This is a genomic window from Rouxiella badensis, from assembly GCF_002093665.1.
Taxonomy (GTDB): Bacteria; Pseudomonadota; Gammaproteobacteria; order Enterobacterales; family Enterobacteriaceae; genus Rouxiella; species Rouxiella badensis.
Map to the genome: position 1 here is coordinate 1 of NZ_MRWE01000026.1, position 15,704 is coordinate 15,704.

12 protein-coding genes are annotated in these 15,704 nt (G+C 53.8%); 3 read left to right on the forward strand and 9 right to left on the reverse strand.

The window, feature by feature from the left end:
* The first annotated feature begins 375 nt into the window (after positions 1-375).
* Positions 376-1,674 carry an MFS family transporter gene (locus tag BS640_RS15035; RefSeq protein ID WP_017491450.1) on the forward strand — a complete coding sequence of 433 codons (1,299 nt, stop codon included), beginning with the start codon at positions 376-378 and terminating at the stop codon, positions 1,672-1,674.
* Between the two features lie 85 nt (positions 1,675-1,759).
* On the opposite strand, the gene pssA is transcribed toward BS640_RS15035, so the two are convergent.
* From pssA to trxC, 4 genes are all read right to left on the reverse strand, one after another.
* Entirely contained in the window at positions 1,760-3,115 is a 1,356-nt protein-coding gene (gene pssA, locus BS640_RS15040) for a CDP-diacylglycerol--serine O-phosphatidyltransferase (RefSeq protein ID WP_084912858.1), read from the reverse strand.
* 180 nt (positions 3,116-3,295) lie between these two features.
* Entirely contained in the window at positions 3,296-5,971 is a 2,676-nt protein-coding gene (locus BS640_RS15045; RefSeq protein WP_017491448.1) for a bifunctional acetate--CoA ligase family protein/GNAT family N-acetyltransferase, read from the reverse strand.
* A 31-nt stretch (positions 5,972-6,002) separates the two neighbouring features.
* Entirely contained in the window at positions 6,003-6,707 is a 705-nt protein-coding gene (locus BS640_RS15050; RefSeq protein ID WP_017491447.1) for a tRNA-uridine aminocarboxypropyltransferase, read from the reverse strand.
* Positions 6,708-6,874: 167 nt separating this feature from the next.
* Positions 6,875-7,294, reverse strand: coding sequence for a thioredoxin TrxC (gene trxC, locus BS640_RS15055; RefSeq protein WP_026110471.1), 420 nt, complete (start codon positions 7,292-7,294; stop codon positions 6,875-6,877).
* A gap of 222 nt (positions 7,295-7,516) precedes the next feature.
* Between trxC and BS640_RS15060 the strand changes: the two genes are divergently transcribed.
* Positions 7,517-8,656: a tRNA/rRNA methyltransferase gene (locus tag BS640_RS15060; RefSeq protein ID WP_017491445.1), complete on the forward strand. Its 1,140-nt coding sequence runs from the start codon at positions 7,517-7,519 to the stop codon at positions 8,654-8,656.
* A gap of 126 nt (positions 8,657-8,782) precedes the next feature.
* On the opposite strand, the gene BS640_RS15065 is transcribed toward BS640_RS15060, so the two are convergent.
* On the reverse strand, positions 8,783-9,652 hold the full coding sequence (locus BS640_RS15065; protein WP_084912859.1) for an AraC family transcriptional regulator: 870 nt from the start codon (positions 9,650-9,652) through the stop codon (positions 8,783-8,785).
* Positions 9,653-9,767: 115 nt separating this feature from the next.
* Between BS640_RS15065 and BS640_RS15070 the strand changes: the two genes are divergently transcribed.
* Positions 9,768-10,781, forward strand: coding sequence for a zinc-dependent alcohol dehydrogenase family protein (locus tag BS640_RS15070; RefSeq protein ID WP_084912860.1), 1,014 nt, complete (start codon positions 9,768-9,770; stop codon positions 10,779-10,781).
* Positions 10,782-10,846: 65 nt separating this feature from the next.
* On the opposite strand, the gene emrB is transcribed toward BS640_RS15070, so the two are convergent.
* The 4 genes from emrB to mprA are packed head-to-tail and all read right to left on the reverse strand — an operon-like array spanning position 10,847 to position 15,605.
* Complete coding sequence (gene emrB, locus BS640_RS15075; RefSeq protein WP_026110470.1) at positions 10,847-12,385, reverse strand: multidrug efflux MFS transporter permease subunit EmrB; 1,539 nt, start codon at positions 12,383-12,385, stop codon at positions 10,847-10,849.
* 17 nt (positions 12,386-12,402) lie between these two features.
* Positions 12,403-13,581 carry a multidrug efflux MFS transporter periplasmic adaptor subunit EmrA gene (gene emrA / locus BS640_RS15080; protein ID WP_017491441.1) on the reverse strand — a complete coding sequence of 393 codons (1,179 nt, stop codon included), beginning with the start codon at positions 13,579-13,581 and terminating at the stop codon, positions 12,403-12,405.
* Positions 13,582-13,607: 26 nt separating this feature from the next.
* Positions 13,608-15,062 (reverse strand): efflux transporter outer membrane subunit, encoded by a 1,455-nt coding sequence (locus BS640_RS15085; RefSeq protein ID WP_017491440.1) that lies wholly within the window; start codon positions 15,060-15,062, stop codon positions 13,608-13,610.
* 27 nt (positions 15,063-15,089) lie between these two features.
* Positions 15,090-15,605 (reverse strand): transcriptional repressor MprA, encoded by a 516-nt coding sequence (gene mprA / locus BS640_RS15090; protein ID WP_017491439.1) that lies wholly within the window; start codon positions 15,603-15,605, stop codon positions 15,090-15,092.
* Positions 15,606-15,704: the final 99 nt, after the last annotated feature.

Below are 15,704 nucleotides of genomic sequence, written 5' to 3' on the forward strand. Positions count from 1 at the left end.
TGAAACGCCGTAGCGCCGATGGTAGTGTGGGGTCTCCCCATGCGAGAGTAGGGAACTGCCAGGCATCAAATAAAGTAAGAAACCTCAGCGAAAGCTGGGGTTTTTTGCTATGTGGTATTTAAGAAAAAAAGCGTCGGGGCAGGTCAAAAGCCGGTCAAGAACGCGAAAAAGAAGGCCCCTGTCTGACGACAGGGGCTTTTTTATTGCCTCTGAAGCATCAAATAAGGCAAGACTCCGCTCACAAAACAGCCATTCACTTCAATGTTGAGTCATTAACACTCGCCACAGCCCCCAACATTCTGCTTAACTAGAGGATTATATTGCATAAAAAATCATATTAATTCCTTTGGGCTGCATAAAGCAGGAGAATAAAAAATGGCTGAAGTCACGCGATCTACATCGCAGGAAATTACAGACAAAGATAAAAAAAGCAGGATATTTGCCATCGTTGGCGCATCATCGGGTAACCTGGTGGAGTGGTTTGACTTCTACGTCTATTCATTCTGCTCAATCTATTTTGCTTCGTCCTTCTTCCCAAGTGGGAATAGCACCACTCAGCTACTGCAAACCGCAGGCGTATTTGCCGCTGGCTTCTTCATGAGACCTATTGGAGGATGGTTATTCGGTTATATTGCTGATAAGCATGGTCGTAAAAGCTCAATGCTTATCTCCGTTTGCATGATGTGTGCCGGATCTCTGGTCATTGCCTGTCTGCCAACCTATGACAGCATCGGCAGCTGGGCTCCGGCACTGCTTCTGCTGGCGAGGCTCTTCCAGGGACTTTCCGTGGGCGGGGAATATGGCACTAGCGCAACTTACATGAGTGAAGTGGCTATCGAGGGACGTCGCGGCTTCTTTGCTTCATTCCAGTATGTCACCCTGATCGGCGGACAGCTTCTTGCACTGGTCGTGCTGGTCGGCCTGCAACAAATCCTTTCCGGCGACGAACTTAGAGCCTGGGGATGGCGTATTCCTTTCGCATTGGGCGCTGCATTAGCCGTCGTGGCATTATTCCTGCGTCGCTCACTGAATGAAACCTCCGACGAGAAAACGCGCGGGCATAAAGATGCCGGTAGCCTGGCAGGATTGTGGAAACATAAAAAAGCTTTTCTGATGGTATTAGGTTTCACCGCCGGAGGTTCACTGAGTTTCTATACTTTCACCACCTATATGCAAAAGTATCTGGTTAATACAGCCGGTATGGACGCCAAAACCGCCAGTGGACTAATGACTCTGGCCCTGTTTGTCTTTATGTTGCTCCAGCCTATTGTGGGCGCTTTATCCGATAAAATAGGCCGCAGAAACTCAATGTTGATATTTTCTGGCCTGGCAACACTAATGACAATCCCTATTCTTTATGCACTCCAGAGTGTTACTAATCCTTATTGGGCTTTTACACTGATCGTTATTGCATTAGCCATTGTGACCTTCTATACCTCGATTAGTGGCTTATTAAAGGCAGAAATGTTTCCGGCTGAAGTCAGGGCATTAGGCGTGGGGTTATCCTATGCGGTTGCTAACGCCGTATTTGGCGGTTCGGCTGAATACGTGGCGCTGAGCTTTAAATCATGGAATATCGAAGAGGTATTCTTCTGGTATGTATCAGGGATGTGTCTGATCGCCTTTATTGTTTCTATTCGTTTGAATGCGAAAGGCAAAGAGATTCAGCTTTAAGGTAATGAGATTTTATTCAATGAGTTGAATGGACGTTGATAATAAAAAGCCCGGGCAACGTTCCGGGCTTTTTACTCAGAGCGAATTACAGAATACGGCTAATGAGCCTGTCGATACGAATACGTCGTAACCGACGAATTAGCTTACGTACTTTTACCGGATAATTAGGGATGCTCTCGAGCTCCATATAATGTGAGATAACGTTCGTATGCTCACGAATATTATCGAGCTCTTTCTGGCGTTGGATTGTCATCTCTTTATTCGGATCGTGAATCAGGATTGCATTCTCGAGATCGAGTCGCCATGCACGCGGATTCAAGTTATTACCGGTGATCAACTGCCAGCGATCGTCGACCCACATCCCTTTAAGATGATAGCTGTTATCGCCATCTTTCCACAGTCGAACAATCAGTTGCCCGCTGTCGATGAAACGCTGTAGACGGCTAAGGAAGCGACGTAGATTTATTTCATAGAGATAAGGCAAAGCACCAATAATTTTGAACGGCTGATCCTGAGGAATATAGAAATCATTTGCCGTTTTATCACCAACGATAATTTCTACCTGCTTGCCGCGACGCAGCAAACCCATAATATTTCTTGCCAGCAGGGCAGGCATGTTGAAATAAGGCGTGCAGAGCGTCAGCTTTTCATTGGTGCTTGCCATCAGATGGTAGATGGTGCGGTTCAGTTCGTTCTGTTTGCCCAGACCGACCATTGGCGTTACCGCAAGCTCATTCTCTGAAGCCGCATCTGCAAACTGATAGCTGCAATCACGCAGTGCCTGACGGAACTGACGCGTTTCGTTTTTGATCTCCGGGCTCTTCGGGCGATCTTCACGATCGAGCCGCTGCACCGCGCTGGCGCTCAGCAACGACTTCTGAATGTAATTGACCATCGTGTCAGCAAGCGTCGGGTTGGTCAGCAAGTGATAGCGGTCATAGCGGTATTTTTCGTGACGGTGCAGGTAAACATCATTCAGGCTCGCGCCGCTGTAAATCACGCGGTCATCGACGATATACCCTTTAAGGTGCAGTACGCCCAGCGCTTCACGCGTATTTACCGGTACGCCGTAGACAGGGACGATAACGTCAGGATTATCCTGCGCCATCCTGCAATACCAGTCTGCGTTAGTGTTCGTCGCGGCGGCGCCAATACGCCCGCGCTGTGCGCGGTGCCAGTCAACCAACACGCAGACTTCTAATTCGGGACGCTGGCGTTTTGCGGCATACAGGGCTGATAACACATCTCGCCCGCCGTCATCGTTCTCCAGATACAGCGCAACCAGATAAATCCGTTGGGTAGCATTGGCGATGACCTCAAGCAGCGTCGTACGGAAATCTGTGGCGCTGTACAGAGTCTGTACAGCGTCAACCGGTTGGGGGAGTTTGGGCAGTTGAGCAAGATGTTGTTGATGTTTATTACGCTTAAATTTAGACAACATCACAGTGTGCTTCTTCTCTCTTTAATGAATGGCAATTGCGGCATATCAGGACAAAATAGACCGCACAATCGGTCGATAATACCATTGTCACCTCCGATGTGCGCAAGTTTTGCCTTAAAGGCTGCCTTAAATCCGTTAAGCCGCGTCATCAAGCGGTAAATAAAGTCGGCTAAAATGGGGCTATTTCACCGTTTCTGCTTGGGACTGTTCCGCCTGTAAGGCCAAAGAAAGACTGACTATTCCCTCAGAAAGGTGAACGTCGACCTCAAAACCGAGCTTACGCGCCAGCGCCAGCATGCCGCTATTGTTAGGCATAGTGATGCCTGCCAGACGCTGAATACCGTGTTCTCGAGTGTACGCAATCATCTTAGACAGCAGCCTTCCGCCAAGCCCCAAATTTTTCAAATCAGAGCGCACCAGCACAGAGAATTCGGCGTCGATGTTATCGGGGTCAGAAATCGCTCGCGTCACGCCGATTATCTCGATTTCATGCGTCTGACCGCGTACCGCCACGAAAGCCATTTCCCGATCGTAGTCGATTTGCGTCATGTTGGCCAAATCCTCATGAGTGAACTCATTGATCTCGCTGAAGTAGCGATAATAGAGGTCCTCTTTGGTCACTTTCTGAATAAACGCCTTCAGCAGAGGTTCATCTTCGGGCAGGATAGGGCGGAACAGGCAGGGAGAGCCGTCTCTGAGGGTAACCCTCTCTTCAAGACGCTGAGGATAAGGGCGGATAGCCAGCCGCGATTGTTGCTCATCAATATCCGGGCTCAGCTGGAGCGAGACATCAAGCAACGTCAGTTCGCTTCCCGAGGCCAATAGCGGATGGATATTCAGTTCGGTGATTTGTGGGCAGTCAATAATCAGGTTAGATACCTGCACCAGCAGATGACTCAGAGCGGGAATATCCAGCGGGCGAAGCGCATTACGCTCACGAATTTTACCGCTTTTCAGCCCTTGCAGAACGAGATAACGAGCCAGCGCCATATTGAGCGGCGGCAGCGCCACGACAGCGTGCTGCTCAGGGCGCCATTCGATGCCTCCTTCGCCAAGCATGATAAGCGGACCAAAGACAGCATCGTGCTGTACAACAATGCGTAGTTCCTGTGCACCGGGCCTGTTAGCCATAGTTTGTACTAACAAACCATTGATACGCGCCTGAGGAAACGCCCGTTTTGCACGATCGAAAATGGCATCGGCGGCTTGGCTGACCTCATGCGGCGTGCGCAGGTAAAGCATCACTCCCTGCACCTCAGAGTTATGGTCGATATCCGGCGAACGAAGTTTGAGTGCGACCGGGTAGCCCACACGCCCGGCGATTTCGACGGCCTCGCTGCTGTCGCTGGCTATCCAGGTTGGCAGCACCGACATGCCATAGTCCCTGAAGATAGCCCTGACTTCGTGAGTATCGAGGCGGGTGGTTCCTTCATCCAATGCTTGCTGAATAAGTCGGTGCGCGCCGTCGGTATTCTTGTTCAAATCCAGCGGCAGGGACGGCGTCTCCTTAAGTTGCTTCTGGTTGCGGCGATATTCAACCATGTGCATAAACGCCGTCACCGCGCCTTCAGGGGTTCGATAGGTCGGGAGTCCGGCCTCGGTAAACAGCCGACGCGCTTCCACGGAGGAGAATTCTCCACACCAGTTAGTGAGCAGTGTCACGCGTTTGCCGCGCGGATGCTGCTCGATGGCCTCAATCACCCGTTCTGATGTCATGGTGCCCGGTGAGGCGGCGCTTGGCGCATGGATAATGAGCAGTGCGTCATACTCCTTGCTATCCAGAAGCGTAGTAAGCACTGACTGATAGAGCTGAGGGCTGGCGTCATCGCGCAGGTCCAGCGGATTCCCCACCGTCACGCTGGCCGGCAGCATGTCACGCAGACGTTGAGCGGTTTCATTATCCAGTGACGCAAGCTTGCCGTGATGGCTTAACAGCTGGTCCAGAGCCATTGCTGCCGGTGCCGCGCCGTTGCTAACGATAAGCAAGCGCTCACCCCGTAGCGGACGCATATGGCTGAGCGTTTCAACGGCGGAAAACAGTTCATGAGTATCCTGCACGCGCAGCAGACCGGCACGCTGAATCGCGGCATCGTAGGCGGCGTCCAGACTTAACGGGCTGTTGAGCAGCGTTTGAGCCTGTGCACTGCGGCCACTTTTGATAACCAGAATCGGTTTATTGCGCGACGCGCTTCGCGAGGCGGAGAGAAAACGACGGGCGTCACTGACGTGTTCAAGATAAAGCAGAATAGCGCTGGTCTTGCTGTCACGCGCCAGGAAGTCGAGCAGGTCGTCGACGTCGATGTCCAGACTGTCGCCGAGAGAGATAAAGTAGGAGAAACCGACGGAACGCTGCTGTGCCCAGTCGAGAATAGTATTGGCCACCGCCGCTGACTGCGAGATAAAAGCCAGTTTGCCCGGCAGGATAGGCACCGGTGAGAAGCTGGCGTTCAGCCCCAGCCAGGGGGCCAGAATTCCAAGACTGTTAGGGCCGAGCAGGCGCATTGCGTAGCGCAGGGCGGTACTTTTAAGCTCAGCAAACTGCTGCTGATGAGAGGACAGGACGATAACCGTCTTGCAGCCCAGTTCACCCAACTGCTCGAGCAGAGCGAGGTTACGGTCGGCGCGGGTGCAGATAATCGCCAAATCTGGCGTCATCGGCAGGCTAGCCACATTGGGATAGGCCATGACGCCGCACACTGCCTGCCAGGCTGGGGTGACCGGTAGCACCGGTCCCTTGAAACCACCGGCTAACAAGTTACGCATCATCAGATATCCGGCGCGACCGGGTTTATCCGATGCGCCGAGTACTGCTATTGATTTGGGTCGTAATAAAGCTTCTAAACCGCGCTGGCTCATCCTGCCTCCTGTTAATCACGTTAACTGGATTCTAGAGGCTTTCGTCGGAGTTTGCTGTGAGTTGATGCACCGGATGATGAGGTTTTCCTGCTAAATACTGGGTGCGGAATAAACCAAACAGGCCTGACATGCTCTCTGACGCCTGAATATCCCCGGATTTTTCCAATAATGCGGCGGCCACTTCGACCGTGCAATGTTGATCTTCGCGCGGTGATTCTCTTAACACATAGCTGGATTTTGCGCTCACATCGAGCGAGAAAACCGGCAGTCCGTCCAGATACGGGCTTTTACGGAACATTTTACGCGCTTCGTTCCAGGTGCCGTCGAGCATGATAAAAAGCGGCGGTTTTCCCCCCGGCGGCAGCGCGGTAAAGACTGGGCGCGGTGGCTCGACAAACGAGGCGGGAAACACCACGTAAGGTTGACGCGTAGGGTCGGCAATGGCCGCCAACAGCGCAGGGTCAACCTCGGTGCGTGACCACATGAACGCCTGCGTATTCGGCAGGATATCGGCTATCAGACGCCCGGTATTGCTAGGCTTCAAGGGTTCGGTGTCGAACATGACCAGACAAAAACGGCTGTCGGCCTGCTGTGGCTCAATATGGCTACACAGGCAGTTGCGTTTAGGCAGCAGGCATCCCTGACAGCGAATGACGCGCGAACCGCGTGCCAGATAGGGGCGTGTTGATTTTGCGAGGCGCTCGGCGCGCAATCGCAGTACGGCGTTGTCTGGCATTGAAGGTCCTGCAACAGTAATTCGGAAGCGGGGTATTGTAATCGGATATCGGGCACATCGGTAGTCAATGTCGATAAGCGGGGGAAGGTAAAGCCTGGATTTAGAATCGCAGTGGGAAAATAAGCCGGCCCCTCCGACAATGGCTGGGCCGACCACCACGTTATGCGTTACAATGATTCATTGAGCCATTGGTTGAACGGGGTTTTAGGCAAGGCACCGCTCAACTGATCGACCATCTTACCTTGGTTAAATACCATGATGGTCGGAATGCTGCGGATACGAAAACGTGCGCCTAGCTCAGGCTCGGCCTCAGTATTCACCTTGATAAAGCGGACTTTACCCGCGCGTTCGCCCGCCACATCTTCAAAGATAGGCGCGAAGTTGACGCAGGGACCGCACCACGGTGCCCAGAAATCAATCACTACCGGCAGGTCGTCCTGCAAGTATTTATCCAGCGTTGCCGCCGTTGCGTGCACGACCTCACCCTCAAATAGGGAATGACCACAGCGGCCACATTTGGCTCCGTCGTCAATACGGTCTTCAGGCAAGCGGTTCGTCGCCTGACATGATGAGCAAATCGTATTAATAGTCATAGTTAGCCTCTGAGATTCAGACCGCATCCTGTCACCAGAAACCTTGGCCGGTGGCTAAGATACGAAGATATACGGATAATTATGCGGTTTGGTTACGGCGTGAACAATGCGATTTACCCAATGAATACGATAGTTTTTAGCTTTTGGTTTAAAGCAAGTGGCTTACCACTCAGACATCAGGTAATCTTCGCGCCCAGCGCGTAGGTGGAGAAAATAATGAACGATTCATTCAGTGGCAAGAACGGCAAAGTCAAAGTGATGTACGTCCGCAGTGACGACGACGGCGATAACCGAAATAAAGATAAACGTCCTTCAAACAATAAAGGACGTCCAGGTGATAAAGCTCGCCCGGGTTCCCGTCCCTTTGAAGGCCGTAACAACGAGCGTCGCGGTAGCGATTCACGCGGAGGTGACTCACGCGGTGAAGCACGCAGTCAGGATGCTCGTCGTGGCGACACGCGTCCGCGTCGTCCCGCTCGCGATGAAAATGAAAGCTCTGGCTCTTCTTCACCGTGGCAGGACTCCCCGTGGAAGACCGTTTCTCGTGCACCCAGCGACGAATCGGCCCCCGATCACGGTGGTATCAGCGGCAAGAGCTTCATCGATCCGGAGCAGCTGCGTCGCCAGCGTCAGGAAGAGACCCGTGTTTACGGTGAGAACGCCTGTCAGGCACTGTTCGCGAGCCGTCCGGACTCTATCGTCCGTGCATGGTTCGTGCAGTCAGTCACCCCGCGTTTCCGCGAAGCGCTGCGCTGGATGGCCGCGAACCGCAAGGCTTACCACGTCGTAGAGGACGAGGAACTGGCGAAGGCATCCGGCACCGAACACCACGGCGGCGTATGTTTCCTTATCAAGAAACGTCAGGGCCTGGATGCAGAGACTTATCTGCAAACTGCGCCGGCAACCGACTGTGTACTGGCGCTTGAAAACGTCGGTAACCCGCATAACCTCGGCGGTATCATGCGTACCTGTGCGCACTTTGGTATCAACGGAATGTTGGTGCAGGACCCTGCACAGCTCGAGTCGGGTGCCGCAGTGCGTACCGCAGAAGGCGGTGCAGAACACGTTAAAGCTATCATGGCCGACAACTTTATCGATGTATTAGCCAGCTTCCGTAAAGCCGGTTACACCATCGTGACCACCTCTAGCCATAAAGGGACCGCACTGGGTAAAGCCGAGCTGCCTGCCAGAATGGTACTGGTATTGGGTGAAGAGAGTGAAGGCCTGTCGGACAGCGCATGGCAGCAGGGCGACCTTAACGTTTCCATCGGCGGTACCGGTAAGGTTGAGAGCCTTAACGTTTCCGTTGCGACCGGCATCCTGCTGGCAGAATGGTGGCGTCAGAATCAGGCCTGATTTTTACCTTAAGTAGAAATAGCCTTACCCTAAAACGGACGCGTAATGCGTCCGTTTTTGTATTCTGTTTTCGATAAAAGATTATTTCAGCCCGATCTGCTGGCGATACTCACCGGGTGTGACGCCCTAAAAACGTTTGAAGGCACGGCCCAACGTTATTGCCGAGTCATAACCAACGCGTTCGGCGATGGTAGTGAGCGTTAACTGGGGGTGACGCAACAGGCAGCGGGTACGATACATCCGCCACTGGGTCAGGTAGCCACCCGGCGTATCGCCCGTCACCGTCTTGAAGTGTACCGCGAAAGAAGAACGCGACATCCCGGCCTGCGAGGCCAACGTCTTGAGACTCCAGGGTTTTGAAATATCTTGATGTATTTTCTGGATAATACCGCTAAGTCGGGTATCCGATAGCGCGGCTATCCAGCCTCGCTGGGTCTGCTCCCGTAGGCAATGTGCCCTTATTGCCTGCACAAACAGTACGTCGGCCAGTCTGCTTATCACCACCCTCGACCCCAGATTTTGTTCGAGCGTTTCAAGCGCCAGCAGTTTTAGCGTGGCCTCAAGCAGCGGAGAACGCGTCTCATCGGCAGGAATGATGACCACCGAGGGCAGCAGCGACAGCAGAGGTTCTGCACCCGCGCTGTCAAAGGTGAAATAGCCGCACAGCATATCCGCCGCCTCCCCCTCACCGCCAAAACTGGCGTCTTTCCCCGCGCAGTCGGCGAACACCTCTTCACACCAGCGGGTTGGGCTGGTGGGCACATCACGCAGCGAAAACAACGTATTGGGCTTGACGATAAAGCCTTCGCCCTGTTGCAGCAGGATTGGCTCGACGAGACCGTCAACGACCAGCCATCCGCTGCCCTCCATCATAAAGCCAAAGCGGATCGAGCCGCTCTTAACAAAGCTGACGCCCCAGGGCGCACGCGGCGTGAGTCGAGAATACAGGGCGCTTTGCAACCGCATTGCGGCAAATACGTCGTCAAGGGGATCCATTATATGCTCGCAGATTTGGACGATAGGTCGGTATAAATACCTTTTCAGTCATTCAACGTCCAGAAAAAAACCGTAGGGTAAAGGCATACTCTCCGTTTAATGAAAGGAAATCGTGATGCAAAGCTATCGTCTTGAACGTTTTGGCAGTCTTGAAGGACTGCGTCTGGTAGAGGAAGAAAAGCCGACTCCGGGACGCAATCAGGTACTCATCAAGGTCCGCGCCTGTAGCCTTAATTATCGCGATCTGGCTATTCTCCACGGCACCGGAACCCTGTCGCCCAAACCAGGACTTATCCCGCTGTCGGACGGCGTGGGGGAAGTGGTTAAGGTCGGTGAGGCGGTGAACCTGTTTAAAGTTGGCGATCGCGTTGCAGGAAGCTTTTTCCCTTACTGGTATGCGGGCCAGCTTAGTGCCAGTGCCGGTCGCGGCGCTTATGGCACTCAGGCCGACGGCTGGTTGACGCAGTACAAAGCGGTGGATGAAGAGACGCTGGTTTCTCTTCCCGACTATCTCAGTTGGGAACAGGCAGCGACCTTGCCTTGTGCAGCGGTCACCGCGTGGAACAGTCTGCAAAAATCACGTCCGCTGCAGCCGGGGGAAACCGTATTGACGCAGGGCACCGGCGGTGTTGCCCTGTTCGCCGTACAGTTTGCGAAATTGATGGGCGTACGGGTTATTGCGCTTACCTCGACGGGCGAAAAGGCGGCCGTGCTGCGCGAGTTGGGTGCCGATTACGTCATAAACTATCGTGAGCACCCCGAATGGTCGACCAAAGTGCAGGAAATTACTCAGGGACAAGGTGTGACGCGGGTGGTGGAAGTTGGTGGGCCGGGCACTTTAACGCAGTCGCTTCTGTCGAGCGCGCCGGGCGGTGAGATAGCGCTATTAGGATTCGTGGCCAAGGGCAGCCCGGCGATTGATTTTATGACGCTGTTCAAAAGCGGTGCAACGGTTCGCCCGTTCAGCGTCGGCAGTCGCGAAGACTTTATCGCCATGAATCATGCCTTGGCCCTGAGCCAGCTTCAGCCGGTGGTGGACAAGGCATTTAGCTTCGAAGAGGCCGTAGAAGCCTGGCGCTATTTCGACAACCGCCAGCAGACCGGTAAGGTCGTTATTTCGATTAACTAAGCGAGGCTGCATAAAAAAACGGACGCTTTATGCGTCCGTTTTGGTGTCTGTCTTCAGGCTGCGAATCAGTGTGCGCCGCCGCCGTCACCGCCCGCGGTGAAGGGGGCTCGCGCGAACCACACCAGAATCAGCAGCAGCAGGAAAACACCGCCCGCTGCCCAGAAGACCTCATTGGCCGAAATAATAAGCCCCTGATTAGTAATCTGTTGTGCTATCCAGCCCGACGCCTGCTGGTGGCTCATGCCCATGCCTTGTAGCTGTGCATAGGTCTGCTGTGTTGCGGGGTCAAATGGCGTAATGCTTTCCGTCATGTGGGTATGGTGCAGCGATTCTCGGTCCGTCCACATGGTGGTGGTGATCGAGGTCCCTATCGAGCCGGCCAGCGTACGGGTAAAGTTCGACAGGCTCGATGCTGCCGCCATTCGTGAAGGCGGTAGTCCTGATAATATGATGGTTATCAGTGGCATAAAGAAGCAACCCACCGCAAAGCCCTGAATAAACTGCGGCCAGGCCGAGGCGCCAAAGTCCATCCCCGGTTCAAACGTGTACGCTCGCCAGTAGAAGCAAAAGGCATACATGATGAAGCTGAATGTGACCAGCCAGCGCATATCCAGTTTATGGGCAAAACGGCCGATGATCGGCGACATCAGAACCGGCAAAATCCCCACCGGTGCTGACGCCAGCCCCGCCCAGGTTGCCGTGTAGCCAAATACCTCCTGCAACAGCTGCGGCAACAGAACGATAGAGCCGAAGTAGAGCATGTAGGCCAGACTGATACACAGCGTACCGATCGTGAAGTTGCGCGACTTGAATAGCGAGAGATCGACTATCGGATTCTCGTCCGTCAGCTCCCAGACTATCAGGAACGACAGCGCCACCACGGCGACAATGGTTAGGGTGATTATCTCCGGCGAGTTGAACCAGTCCAGCTCCTTGCCGCGGTCGAGCATCACCTGCAAACACCCAATCCCCAACACCAGCAGCACCAGCCCCACGGAGTCGATCGGTCTGATCTGCGTTTCGGTTTCGCGCCCTTTGAGGGTGTTCAACGTCAGCAGGACCACCGCGATTCCAATCGGGATGTTGATGAAGAAGATCCAGCCCCAGTGATAGTTATCACTGATATATCCGCCGAGGATCGGGCCACAGATGGGCGCAACGATGACGGTCATCGACCACAGCGCCAACGCGGTACTTCGCTTGGCGGGAGGATAGTTGTTAAGCAGCAGACTCTGCGACAGCGGGATAAGCGGGCCAGCAACCAGCCCCTGAATTACGCGGAAGAAGATCAGCATTTCCAGGCTGTTGGAGATCCCACACAGCCATGAGGCGAGGGCAAACAGCCCCGTCGCCCACAGGAACAGCCTGACCTCACCGATACGCTTCGCGAGCCAGCCGGTGATAGGAATCGAGATGGCGTTCGCCACGCCGAACGAGGTAATGACCCACGTGCCCTGGGAGTTTGAGGCTCCCAGATTACCGGCGATGGTCGGAATAGCCACGTTGGCGATGGTCGAGTCCAATACCTGCATGAAGGTAGCCATAGCGAGCGCTACCGTCATCCAGGCTAAGGGCGCGCCTTCTAGCGGTTTTCTAGCAGCCACGATGACCTCCGAAGAACTCAGCCCGCATTAGCATTGATAACGTCATTGATAATGGCGTTAACCGGTGCCAGATTTAACGTCAGGGCCGATGTCTGATACAGCGGCGTTGAACGTACTTTATCGGCAAGGACCAGTCCGTCGAGGTTCTGCGTATCCACCGTGACCAGCGTAGACAAACCGATGCGCAGCGGATGTTTCTTCACTTCGTTAGCATCCAGCTCAATACGTACCGGCAGGCGCTGAACCACTTTGATCCAGTTCCCCGTCGCGTTCTGGGCAGGCAGCAGGGAGAACGCACCGCCGGTACCCATGTCCATCCCCACCACTTTGCCGTGATAAACCACGTCGTCACCGTAGATATCGCTGACGACAGTCGCCGACTGGCCGATACGCATGTTGGAGAGCTGGGTTTCCTTAAAGTTAGCATCGACCCAGACGTTATCGGCCGGGACCACCGCCATTAGCGCCGTCGAGGGGCTAATTCGCTGGCCTACCTGTACGGTACGACGAGAGACGTAACCATCGACCGGGCTGACAATTTTGGTACGCTGTAGCGATAACCAGGCATCACGCACCTGCGCGGCGGCCTGCAACACCTGCGGCTGCTGAGCAACCGGTGTGTTGAGGACCATCGCCTGATTGGCGTTTAACTGCTGAACGGCCACGTCGAGCTGGGCTTTAGCGGTGTCTACGGCGTCATGGGCGTGTTGCAAGTCCTCGCGACCGATAGCATCCACTTTACCCAGAATCACGCGACGTTTCAGGTCGGCTACGGCCTGGTTCAGCTGGGTCTGGCGCAGTGCCACGTTAGCCTGATACTGTTTGCTATTGATAACCAGCTGATGAACCTGACGCACGCTGTTGGCCAGCGCAGTCTTGGAGCGCTCGAAGGCCTGTTCGGCGTCGGTCGGATCCAGAACCACCAGCGTATCGCCTTTCTTGACGAAGTCGGTGCTGTCAAAGTTAACGTCGGTTACGCTGCCCGATACCTGCGCCATAATCTGCACCTGGTTACCGGAAACGTAGGCATCATCGGTATCTTGATAATGACGCAATACCAAAAACCAGTAGATCAGATAGGCAATGGCAAGGATCAAAAAAACACCAGTCAAAATAAGCAGGGCGACTTTGCGCGATCTCTTTTTATTGTTTACTGGTGGCGGGGTCGGCTGTTGAACTTCCGCGTTTTCGCTCATGTTTTTCTCCACGCTGAGTCTCGTTATTATGCTTTGTTGTCCGCAGCCGGGGCCTGATAGCCGCCGCCTAATGCACGGATTAAACTAATTTTCGCCTGCAAAACGTTGCTTGCCGCAGTCAAGGCGGCCTGCTGCTGTTGCAGGAGAGAAGCTTGGCTGGTCAGCAGCTGATCGCGTCCGATGGTGCCTGCGGAATAACGTGCGCTGGCAACGCGATAAACCTCCTGCAACGATTTCTCGGCAGAAAGCGACTGTTGCAGCTGCAGGGCAGAGCTATTCTGAACGGTCAGCGCGTCGGCAGTTTGCTGAATGGCATTCAGCAGCGTCTGGTTGTAGGACTCAACGGACTCGTCATAGAGCGCTGACTCTTCACCCAATTTGCTGCGTAGAGCGCCCGCGTGGAAAATAGGCAGTGAAATCGCTGGCGCGAGGTTCCAGGCCTGACTCGCTGCTTCAAACAGGTTCGGGCTGGTGGCGCCGTAGTTGGTGGTGCTTAAACCGGCAAAGGCGCTGATCGACAGGCTCGGGTAAAAGTCTTTTTTCGCGGCGGCAATACGCTGTGAATAGGACTCGACCAGTTCGCGCTGTGCCACGATGTCCGGACGTTTGCCCAGTAAATCAATGGTCAGGTCGCCTTTCGGTGCCAGCAGGTCATCGCCGGGCAGGGCAACAGGATGCAGATTGTTCATCGCGTCCGGGCCTTGTCCTGCCAGCGCGGCCAACTGGTGCTTAAGTTGGTCTATCTGTGATTGCAGCTTAATAATCTGCTGCTTGGCGCTATCGGCCTGAGCCTGCGTCTGTTGCGGAATGTCGATACCGTAAACGCCCGCCTGATATTGGGCTTTACGCAGGTCGGCTAAACGCTGGTTGTTGTCCACTTCCTGTTGCAGAACTTTTTGTACCGCATAGTTGGCCTGCAATTGATAGTAGGTAGACGCCACCGAGCTCGACAGCGAGAGCGCTGCCTCAGCCTGCTCCGCGCGAGCGGAATCGACCTGTGCCTTGGCGGCATTTACCTGATTGCGGTATTTCCCCCACCAGTCAAACTCGTAGCTCAGATTAAGCCCAAGATTATTGGTGGTTTCATAGACCGGACTCCCCGGATACCCGTTGAGGAACGGCTGATAGGTATTCTGCGATATCTTCTGTCGATTGCTCGAGGCGTTAAGGTCGACATAAGGCCCGTTGGCCGCGTTAGTTTCACCCATCACGCTCTGTGCTTCGCGCACGCGCGCAGCAGCCTGACGTAAAGACGGTGAATTTTGCAGAGTCTGGGTCATTAAACTATCGAGCTGCGGGTCTTGCAGGCTACGCCACCACTGTGGGCTTATCGCCAGCGAGCTGACCTTCGGCTGCGCCAGCTTAAGCTGCTGATTGCTCAGCAGCGTGGACTGCGGAGCAATATTATTGCTGGAGGCGCAACCCGCCAGCAATAAAACAGCAAACAGCGGCGTAAATCTCCAGCTGACTGGAAGAGACATGGATTAATTACCTGAACAAAAAGTCGATTATAATGTTGAGGTTGCATCCATCTGGTCGAGACGGGTCAACAGCTTGCGCGTGAGCTCTTCCAGCTGTTTCTGCTCTTCAATATCAAGAGTTGACCAGAGAAAATGCAAACTTTTATGCTGAGGCGGCAACAGTTTCTGAATAAAGGCTTCACCGTCTGCAGTCAGATGCAAATGCAGGCAGCGACGGTCGTTATCGCTCTCACGTCTTTCAATCCATCCGCGCTTTTCCAACTCATCGGCAATACGGGTCGCATTGGTACGAGAAGACCCCAGCGCAGCACTCAGCTCCGAAGGCTGGATACTGTGTGATTCCCGTGCATCCAGCGTGATCAACGCCATGAACAGCGTTTCGTTAATTCCTTGCGCTTTCAGCATCTTGTTTCTATTTTCCAGCAGCTTGCTGTGCATGTGCATACACAGTCTGGTCAGCAGAATTTCCTGATACGGGAAATCTTTTTGCTTTTTAGCGCGGAAATTTAACATGTGTTCGATAGGTGCGAATGAACTTTCCATCGTGAGAAACCTCATTAGTTACAATTGAGATAGTAACCAGTGTAATTAATAATGTAAATGTTATAAGCCATTAAATAGTTAGCTATTCGTGTGGTCTTG